The organism is Microbulbifer harenosus, from assembly GCF_005771435.1.
Classification (GTDB): Bacteria; Pseudomonadota; Gammaproteobacteria; order Pseudomonadales; family Cellvibrionaceae; genus Microbulbifer; species Microbulbifer harenosus.
In genome coordinates this window covers 329,995-338,702 of record NZ_VANI01000009.1, presented here as the reverse complement: position 1 = coordinate 338,702, position 8,708 = coordinate 329,995, and the positions used below count along the sequence as shown (strand labels likewise).

The following is an 8,708-nucleotide window of genomic DNA, read 5'->3' as shown; positions in this document are numbered from 1 at the left end:
CAAGGCCAATCAGTTGGAGCCCTCAGCCTACATCCACTATGTACTGGACCGAATCGGTGAGGCCGACACGCTGGAGAAGCTCGAAGCCCTTCTACCGTGGAATGTGCCCTTGAAGCCTGTTTCAAAAAATTTGGCTCAGTATGGTTAGGGGAAGTGTGTCGATTTAACGGCGCTTACTGCGGACTGCACTCTTTTCCTGATTGATCGGCAGTTGTAGCTTCCTTTCCAAGAAGCGGCTTACTTGCTGCTTTACCCTGTTCCCTCTCGAGGTACTTGCTACGCAGATGACAAAGTCGTCTGCGTAGCGAGCGAAAGGGAGTTCACGCTTCTCCAAGTATTTATCCAGAGGGTCGAGCATCACGTTGGCCAGGAGTGGGGATAGTGGACCACCCTGCGGTACGCCAAGGCTGTTTGGCCGCACTTGCCCATCTGCCTGTATTCCGGCTCTGAGGTATTTGCCAATCAGAGACATGACACGCTTGTCTCTGATATGGCACCCCAGTCGGGCCATAAGAAGATCGTGATTAACCCGATCAAAGAATTTGGATAGGTCAATATCCACAGCAACCTTCAAACCCCGCTTGATGCAGTGCTGAACCCGGTTGACTGCGCCGTGGGCGCGGCGTCCGGGGCGGAAACCGTAGCTATGGTTGGAGAATGTTGGGTCTATGATCGGCGTCAGCACTTGGCTGATGGCCTGCTGGATCACGCGGTCGTGTATCGTGGGTATCCCAAGGTGGCGTTCACCTCCTGAGGGCTTGGGGATCACGATCCGTTTAACCGGTTGGGGTTGGTAATAACCCTCAACCAAGGCTCGGCGCAGGGCTGGCCAGCGTGGCGTCACCCACTCGGGGTAGTCTTCGATGGAGATACCATCGACACCGGCGGCACCTTTGTTCTTGCGTACTTGCTTCCATGCTGCACGCAGGTTCTCTGGCGCCAGAATCTGCGCATACAGGTTACTCTTCAAAGCTGGGAACAAATCACTACCGCTATGGGGCTGAACGTCGTTTGTCACAACCAATATTCCTCATAAGGCAGTAATGTCTCACTCTTTGTCTAATGTTCAGGCCTTCCCCATCGCCAGATTCCTTCCGGCTCTGGGTACTATGCCCTCTGCTGACTTCTGCACCATCACCGAGCGGGTTACCCCACCCGGCGCTAGGATCGCTCCGAGCAAGTGGTACAGACCTCCCCAGATAAGGACTTGAACTGTCCCTGCACAACCGCCGCATTTACCCTATCCCTCGAGCCATTGGACTTCGTTATCTTGTGCTAACTCGTCCCCGGGACTGGGCCTTATATGCGATTTCTGTTCGTCGGCTCACAGGTTTGCGCTCGGGCTTCCTTCAGACAACTTCTCGCGAAGTTGCCCTTGCCGTCGGCTAGTAGTTATGATCACTGGTAGACCGGTGATCTGGCTCTCCTACAGAGGACTTTCACCTCATTAGTTCATGCCCATGCTGGGCGTACACAAATGGAAAAGAACAACGTAGAAGCGCTTCTGAAGCAGATCGGCTCAAACATCAAGGCCCTACGCAAGCAGAAAGGCCCAGGCTGGACGCAAGAGAAATTGGCGGAGTTGGCGGGGATCAGCTCCAAACATTTGTCGGATATAGAGCTGGGCAAGTACAACGTGTCGGTTGCCTATCTTTGCAGAATCGCCGATGCACTGGGGGTTTGTTACAAGCAATTGCTCGTTAATGAGCCGAAGTAGTCTGTTCCGACTGGGGTGACCCGATTTCTCCGAACAGTAGACGCCTTCCTAATCCCGAGAGGTTTTTGGATGAGCCAGAGTTCTGATCAATCAGCCGATATAGCACGACGCTAGATCGTGAACGCTGATGTATGGACAGCCGTTGTTCGTGGCGGCGATATCGAAGGCCACCGACTCGTGGCTGATTGAGGCGTTAAATGTCTATGAGCGCTCCGAACCTAGTTCTGATAGTTTCTATATTGCTCGGTTGTGTAAGCAACCAGCCATATACCGGTAGCGATCAGTCTGCGCGGCAGCTGCTTATCGGCAAATGGAGTTTGGAGGGCGAAGTGACAACGGTCACTTTTTATCCAGATGGGTCTGGGCTTATTGAAGCCTATATTTCATCTGGTCATGTCACACTGGATAGTGAGTTTTCCTGGTCTATATCAGGCAACAAGTTAATTACGGAACCGTCGTTGGGATCGCCAGATAACAGGGCCAGAGAAACGTATATTCTCCATGAGCCTAGAAGCTCAAGTATTGTCATTAAAGGTATGCATGGTAGGCGCGCATTAGAATTCACAGCCAAAAATATTTAACAAACACATGTCGTCCACCCCTGCGGGGCAGCCCCCCGCTCCGCTATGCTTCACTGAAGCCCCAAACGTGGGGGCTGAGAATACAACCATGATCAGTTGGAATGTCTCAAATTCAAAAGATAAGAGAAAGAACTGGTTCTTTCCAAGCTTCGAGGTGCAAGAGTATTTGTTACCTATCATCGATATTGGCGGCTCATATATTGATGAATACGGAGATACGACATACAGCGTTGAAGATTGTATGAGATTGCGAAAGGTAATCGATAATGTTATCGAGGGACTTAGTCTCACAAAAAAGACAAGAATCAGATTTGAAACAATGCATAAAGGTCTCGAAACCTTGGATAAGCCCTTGCTAATAGAGGCCTTGAAAAATTTGAGAGAAGCAACGGAAATTGCTGTAGAAAAGCGTCAACCTTTAGTGTTTCGTGGAGACTAAACCACTTAACAACGTGCGGCAGTCCCTTCGGCCCTACGAACCTCTGCGGGACGCCCAAAGACATTTACCTTTTTGCGCGGTCGCTACCCACTAAAATGAGTCTCGCGCCTGATGGTAAGTATACGAGCGCATCTTGCCGTTTTTGTCTTTCACAAAAAGGCACGGCGGTTCAAGCTTTGTGGGAATTTTTCCACCTGCATGCTGTACGGTGCAGAACTTTCCCGAGTTATCGACACTTAAATCATCTTCCGCTGTCGTACCGCAGGTCGCGAAAAGCAACGCTGCGGTCAGAGAAATCAATTTCAACGCCTTTTCATTTCACCCTACAAAATCACAGTTGATTAGCCCTAGCGAGGTGACTGGCTGAGACTGTGGGCTTTCAACACATTATTTCATGCTCATACTGGGAATACACAAGAGAGATAGTTTACTCTTGCCCTGCGGCCCTCACCGACAGCTCAATAGTCCAAGGGGGCGCTTATTTGGAATTATGACGTATGAATTTCCTTTTCTAAAAACTTCGAAGGTAAAAACAAAGGAATGATTTAAATGCCAAGATATCGTTGCGACAAACATGATTTCGAGTCTGATTACCTTTACCGTTGTGGAAATATAGCCAGCTCGGTGGATTGGAAGCCAAAAAATGCTAGGTTAGCCCAGAGATACTATGAAATTCTAAGAGCTGATGACATGGAGCGAATTGCAGCTGAAATGAGTGAAAGCCTTATGACGCACTCATTAGAGTCATCGCAGGATAGCGGCTACATATCTACCGCATCATGCCCACACTGCTTATTCAGAACTAAAGACCCCGAAGTCCAGGAAATTATGGCCCGGTACAATTATCGTTTGTACATTTTTGAACTCCCGGTGAACGGGGGGCAGCGGGCGTACTCCATGGCCATGACTGGGGATACCGTTGGGGGGCATGAAACAGAACAGCTTGTAGTGTTATTTCCAGGTAAGTCGCTAATAGACTATTGGACGGGAGGCTATGTTGAGCCGGATGTTTAACGCTTCGAATTCGCCGCAGAGCTTGTAGTCTCCGGACAGCGAAGATGGCATAGTGTGGAGCGCAAATTGTTGATACAAGTCAAGCCGCCGGGTTGAATTTTCCTCTGTGGCTTGAATTGTATGCGAGGAAACCTGCGCGTACGGTTCTCAGTGGGTCAGGAGCCGCTGACGGCACAACTCCCATTTTTGCCCAAAACGCACACAAGGTAAGCCATTCTCGCTGGTGACGTATGCGAATAAACAGATTACGGTTCATTATAAAGAAGTTTAGCAATGGTAGATTTTACACTGGGAAAGTGGATTTTTAAGCCGAACGTTAGTGAAGTTACTCCTGAATCAGTTTCGATAACAACAGAACCCGGTACAGATTTTTGGCAGCGCTCCTACTATGGATTTCGCAATGACAATGCTCCCGCATTGCAGATAGAGTCAGGAGAAAACTTTACATTTACAACGAAAGTAAACTTTGACTACCAAGCGCAGTTTGATCAATGCGGGGTGATTATTTATCTGGACAGCGAAAACTGGTTCAAGGCTTCTATTGAGTATGAAAATAAAGAGTTTTCAAGACTAGGAAGCGTGGTCACGAATCTTGGTTACTCCGATTGGGCAACATCTGATATTACGCTACCAAAAGAAATTTGGTATCGCTTGAGTCGCCGGGGTCCAGATTTCTTAATCGAATCATCGTTTGATGGTGTTGTTTTCAAACAAATGCGCATATTTCACCTACACAAACTTGGCGAAACTACGGCAGAAATGGGTAAATGTAATCCACCTTTGCCGGCCAAAAATGTAGTGAGTTTCGGTGTTTATGCGTGCAGCCCCCTGAATTCATCGTTTACAGCGAAGTTTACAGAAATGAGCATGGAGCCTTGTAAGTGGTTGGCGCATGGGGTTTGAACTCAAATAACAAGCCTGCCCGCGGCGTTACAAATCCGAGTTACCCTCGAACAGTAGACACCGTCCTAATCCCGAGGTTTTTCTGAATGAACCAGAGTTCTGATCAATCAGCCGATATAGCAAAAAGCTGGATCTTGAACGCCGATGCATGGACAGCCGCTGTACGTGGCGGCGGTATCGAAAGCCGCCGACTCGTGACAGATCGCTCCATTGTCGAGGCCGTTCTCGCGCAACAACCGAGGCGAGTGTTGGACTTGGGCTGCGGTGAAGGCTGGCTAATCCGGGCTCTTGCGAAGCACGGTGTTGACGGTGTAGGCATAGATGGCTCACCTAACTTAATTGAAGCGGCTCAGTCGTCTGGAGGTGGCATCTTTCACGTCTGCACATATGCAGATTTGGTTGATGGGGCCAGCGATATAGGCAGCGGTTTCGATGTTGTCTCCGCTAACTTTGCGATACTTCATGAAGAGATTGCTGCGTTGTTGCGAGCCGTCAGGCAACTACTCGTTCCAGGCGGAAAATTAGTGATCCAGACGGTACACCCTTGGTCGGTATGTGGCGATTATTGTGACGGTTGGCGTGAAGAGGATTTTCGAAGCTTTGAGGGTGTGTGGCAACCGATGCCCTGGTACTTCCGCACCCTCGGCTCGTCGGTGAAATTATTGCGTGCGTGCGAGTACGCCATCATTGACTTGGCGGAACCCAGCCATCCGGATACAAAGTTGCCGATATCGTTACTGGTCGTCGCGGAGACAAGATAAGCCAACGGATGGAAAAACATGGTCAGCGCCCAATTAATCGCGCGGGCACCTCTAAAAATCGTCATTCCCACAAAGACGGGAGTCCGGAAATCCAGTGGCTACTGGACCCCCGCCTTCGCGGGGGTGACCAGCAATGAATTTTTAGAGGCGCCCAAGCTTAGTTGTCGATATGGACCGCGATCCCTGCCTCCCCTTCCGCGATATGGTCAGCAAGGATGTTTCCCTGGTACTGCCCGCTGTTCTGGCGTCGAAACGGAATGGGCGACTCATCAAAAATATGTTTGAGACGTTCGCACCAGGCGGTCAACTCTTTATCTACCGTAGCTTCTGTCAAACTGCCGGTTCCGAAGACGGCATGGGTAGGCAATACATCCATGCCGGGAAAGAACAGCGCACCGTGGGTGATGGGAAACAGCAATTCCTCCAGCGGACCGTTAATGCCGCGAGGGGAGTAGTCGGTGGCCGGGCCGCCCACCATGACCGACAGTAACGCGCGCTTCCCTTTGAGGATGCCATCTCCATAGCGGTAGCGATTGCCCTCGTTTTTGTATCCGTAGGCGAAGCCATAGGCATAAACGCGGTCTATCCAGCCCTTGAGAATGGCGGGCATACCAAACCACCACAGCGGAAATTGCAGTATGACGGCATCGGCTGCGAGCAGCTTGGCCTGTTCTGCGGCGACGTCCTCGGTTTGCTGATTTGTGGTGTATGCGTGTCCCGACTCCTGAACATAGGCTAACCGATCACGGTTTACCCGGTTGGGGAAGTCGTGCTCGTCAAATGTGGCTTTCCAGCCCATGCCGTATAGGTCGCTCTGCAATACGGTATGGCCCTGCCCTGCAAGAACCTGTTCCGTAACAGCAACAAACTGGCGGGTTAGCGAGGTTGGCTCCGGGTGTGCATACACTATCAATACGGTTTTGGACATTATTTCATCCTCATGTAAGCCCTGCCTGGCAGGGTATTCCGGTGTGTTCGATACAGTTGCTAGTGTGTGCTGGAACAAGCTATCCGTGAAATTTGATGTTTTATGCCCTACCATCCAGCAAATGAATACCAAGCGACTCGATCTCAATCTGCTGGCGACACTGGAGGCATTGCTGGAGGAGCAGAATGTCACTAGGGCTGCTGAGCGTCTGCATCTCAGCCAACCCGCCGTCAGCGCCCAGCTGAACCGCCTGCGGGACATGTTCAATGATCCGTTGTTGATCCCAGCCCAGCGCGGGATGACGCCCACCACCATGGCCCTGGAGCTGCTCACTCCGCTGCGCCTGGCGCTGGACCAGGTGCGGGATACGGTGACAACGCACCAACATTTTGATCCGTTATCGGCAAATCTGTCCGTCACACTGGCATGCACCGACTACCTTCAAACCGTTATCGGCTTGTCGCTTATTCAGACATTAAGACAGCAGGCACCCAATATCCGGATAGCCATACGCAACCTGGAACCGTCGCGGTTGGAAACCCAGATGGTGCGTGGTGAAGTGGATCTTGCGCTAATGACACCGGATGAGGCTCCCCCTCTCCTGCGCACCAGGCACTTATACGATGAGCACTATGTACTGGTCGGCCGGAAGGACCACCCGCAGCTCACTGGCGATATGACCCTTGAAGACTATACGCTGCTCGAGCATGCGGTGGTTTCGCTAAGTGGTGGCGGCTTTTTCACACCGGTGGACCAGGCTCTCCAGGCGCTGGGGCATTCACGCAACGTGGTGCTGTCTGTCCCATCATTTCTGTTTATTCCGGAACTTGTTGCACAATCACATCTGGTGGCACTGGTGCCGTGGCGTTTGGTTGAAAAGCGGACCGACCTCAAAATAGTCAAAGCCCCCATCGTCGCGACGGGATTTCCGGTAGGCATGGTGTGGCATGAACGCAATCATGGCCACAGCGCTCATCGTTGGATTCGCGAACAAATAGGAAATGTTCTCGCGGATTGAGTGTCAGAAACTTTGGGAATATATTCCTCCGAATAGCACTTAAAAAAACACAATTATGGGACGTCAGTCCCATTGCGCCCCCATTGGTGTTAATTGCCTTTAGCCTTATGACTCTATCAAAAGAACATTGAACCCGAATTTGCGAGATGGGCAGCTAAATTGCTAGCAACAAGCGTGTGATCAGGGCGCTAAATTTCCGGAATACTGAAGAAGGAGCTGAAAATTGAGCGATATGTTAGAAAAAGGGAAAGAAATTTTGTCACAGCAATCTTTCAGCTTACTTTTAGGAGCAAAGTTGGAAGCATTTGAAACCGGATCTGCTGAATTGAGCCTCGAAATTCGAGATGATCTCAAGCAAAACAATGGCTTTGCGCATGGTGGTGTCGTTAGTTATTTAGCTGACAACTGTATTACTTTTGCCGGAGCGTCAGTGTTAGGAAACTGTGTCACCTCAGAGTACAAAGTAAACTATGTTCGACCAGCAATCGGAGATAAATTGATCGCCAGGTCAACAGTCTTATATTCAGGAAAACGCCAATCCACATGTGAATGTAAGGTATACGCCCAAGCAGATGGCGAGGAAAAACTGGTTGCGGTTTCTCTCGGAACAATAACCAAGATTGACGCATCGTAATCTAACCAAGCTCCTCACCGGACGGCCAACGCTCAGCACCTTTGTGGCGGTCTCCGGTGAATGCGGCCTCAATCGTAATTTCCAGCGGCCATTGATTTAAACCTCTCCGATCCGCCTGGAATATAGTGAAACGCATCCCTGTGCGCGATTTCATCTAAATCCCTGTGCCAATACTACTGGCAGTAGCGAATCACATATCCCGCATCCGGTTCACGCCTTGCACCATCTGTTTGATCTGCTGTTCTTCCAGCGACTTCAGCTCTTCCATTAGCTCTCGAGTCTCCTCAATGTCGGCTCTGCCGTACAGGTAGCGGTAGAGTTCGATCACCTGGTCGTGCTGGTTGCTGACGACACTCATGATTTCATCGGGTTCAAGATCCTGGAAAGGCGCGTCGCAGTGCACGCTGTGCAATATGGGGTGCTTGTCCATATAGTCGTAGCACCAGGTATTCAGCGCCCGGGTTTCGGCGGTGTCGACGAAGCCGTCGACGGTCTCCGTGAGTTCCTTCTCGTGCCGCGCCAGGTATGCGAGCAGCATCTGGGAGCGTGCATTCTCATTCTTGCCCGCACAGTGTTGCAGGCAGGCGGCTAAGTTTTTGTGGAACTCACGGGTCCACACCAACACATCCCTCAGGGTCTCGACTTGCACGTTCAGCCTCCGCAGATAAAAGAAATTGGCGCTACCACTATAGCGAAGTGGTTTCGCCCGCCGC

General features: G+C 50.8%; 11 protein-coding genes. 8 read left to right on the top strand and 3 right to left on the bottom strand.

Annotated elements, in window-relative coordinates; genetic code table 11:
- On the top strand, positions 1-148 hold a 148-nt coding region (locus FDY93_RS09555; RefSeq protein WP_181954057.1), incomplete at its 5' end, for a transposase domain-containing protein.
- 15 nt (positions 149-163) lie between these two features.
- On the opposite strand, the gene ltrA is transcribed toward FDY93_RS09555, so the two are convergent.
- Entirely contained in the window at positions 164-1,018 is an 855-nt protein-coding gene (gene ltrA, locus FDY93_RS09550; RefSeq protein ID WP_220446149.1) for a group II intron reverse transcriptase/maturase, read from the bottom strand.
- Between the two features lie 459 nt (positions 1,019-1,477).
- Here ltrA and FDY93_RS09545 point away from each other — a divergent pair, with 459 nt between their 5' ends.
- The 5 genes from FDY93_RS09545 (at position 1,478) to FDY93_RS09530 (ending at position 5,415) form a co-directional block, all read left to right on the top strand.
- Positions 1,478-1,717, top strand: coding sequence for a helix-turn-helix domain-containing protein (locus FDY93_RS09545; RefSeq protein ID WP_138235493.1), 240 nt, complete (start codon positions 1,478-1,480; stop codon positions 1,715-1,717).
- A gap of 669 nt (positions 1,718-2,386) precedes the next feature.
- Entirely contained in the window at positions 2,387-2,737 is a 351-nt protein-coding gene (locus FDY93_RS09540; protein WP_138235492.1) for a hypothetical protein, read from the top strand.
- Between the two features lie 549 nt (positions 2,738-3,286).
- Positions 3,287-3,751: a hypothetical protein gene (locus FDY93_RS19460; RefSeq protein WP_171018947.1), complete on the top strand. Its 465-nt coding sequence runs from the start codon at positions 3,287-3,289 to the stop codon at positions 3,749-3,751.
- Positions 3,752-4,024: 273 nt separating this feature from the next.
- A complete protein-coding gene (locus tag FDY93_RS09535; RefSeq protein WP_138235491.1) occupies positions 4,025-4,654 on the top strand; it encodes a DUF1349 domain-containing protein in 630 nt (209 codons plus the stop codon).
- A gap of 86 nt (positions 4,655-4,740) precedes the next feature.
- On the top strand, positions 4,741-5,415 hold the full coding sequence (locus FDY93_RS09530; RefSeq protein ID WP_138235490.1) for a class I SAM-dependent methyltransferase: 675 nt from the start codon (positions 4,741-4,743) through the stop codon (positions 5,413-5,415).
- A 157-nt stretch (positions 5,416-5,572) separates the two neighbouring features.
- Here FDY93_RS09530 and FDY93_RS09525 read toward each other — a convergent pair whose 3' ends face one another.
- Positions 5,573-6,343 carry an NAD(P)H-dependent oxidoreductase gene (locus FDY93_RS09525; protein ID WP_138235489.1) on the bottom strand — a complete coding sequence of 257 codons (771 nt, stop codon included), beginning with the start codon at positions 6,341-6,343 and terminating at the stop codon, positions 5,573-5,575.
- Between the two features lie 85 nt (positions 6,344-6,428).
- Here FDY93_RS09525 and FDY93_RS09520 point away from each other — a divergent pair, with 85 nt between their 5' ends.
- Both FDY93_RS09520 and FDY93_RS09515 read left to right on the top strand, forming a co-directional pair.
- Complete coding sequence (locus FDY93_RS09520) at positions 6,429-7,361, top strand: LysR family transcriptional regulator (RefSeq protein ID WP_220446148.1); 933 nt, start codon at positions 6,429-6,431, stop codon at positions 7,359-7,361.
- Between the two features lie 232 nt (positions 7,362-7,593).
- Entirely contained in the window at positions 7,594-7,995 is a 402-nt protein-coding gene (locus FDY93_RS09515) for a PaaI family thioesterase (RefSeq protein ID WP_138235525.1), read from the top strand.
- Positions 7,996-8,185: 190 nt separating this feature from the next.
- Here FDY93_RS09515 and FDY93_RS09510 read toward each other — a convergent pair whose 3' ends face one another.
- The gene (locus FDY93_RS09510) at positions 8,186-8,644 is read right to left on the bottom strand and encodes an ATPase (protein ID WP_138235488.1); all 459 of its coding nucleotides are present in this window, start codon (positions 8,642-8,644) and stop codon (positions 8,186-8,188) included.
- Between the last annotated feature and the right edge of the window lie 64 nt (positions 8,645-8,708).

Excerpts from the sequence above, each read along its gene's own strand:
- FDY93_RS09545 (WP_138235493.1), top strand. The coding sequence starts at position 1,478 with ATGGAAAAGAACAACGTAGAAGCGCTTCTGAAGCAGATCGGCTCAAAC.
- FDY93_RS09540 (WP_138235492.1), top strand. The coding sequence starts at position 2,387 with ATGATCAGTTGGAATGTCTCAAATTCAAAAGATAAGAGAAAGAACTGG.
- FDY93_RS19460 (WP_171018947.1), top strand. The coding sequence starts at position 3,287 with ATGCCAAGATATCGTTGCGACAAACATGATTTCGAGTCTGATTACCTT.
- FDY93_RS09535 (WP_138235491.1), top strand. The coding sequence starts at position 4,025 with ATGGTAGATTTTACACTGGGAAAGTGGATTTTTAAGCCGAACGTTAGT.
- FDY93_RS09530 (WP_138235490.1), top strand. The coding sequence starts at position 4,741 with ATGAACCAGAGTTCTGATCAATCAGCCGATATAGCAAAAAGCTGGATC.
- FDY93_RS09525 (WP_138235489.1), bottom strand. The coding sequence starts at position 6,343 with ATGTCCAAAACCGTATTGATAGTGTATGCACACCCGGAGCCAACCTCG.
- FDY93_RS09515 (WP_138235525.1), top strand. The coding sequence starts at position 7,594 with ATGTTAGAAAAAGGGAAAGAAATTTTGTCACAGCAATCTTTCAGCTTA.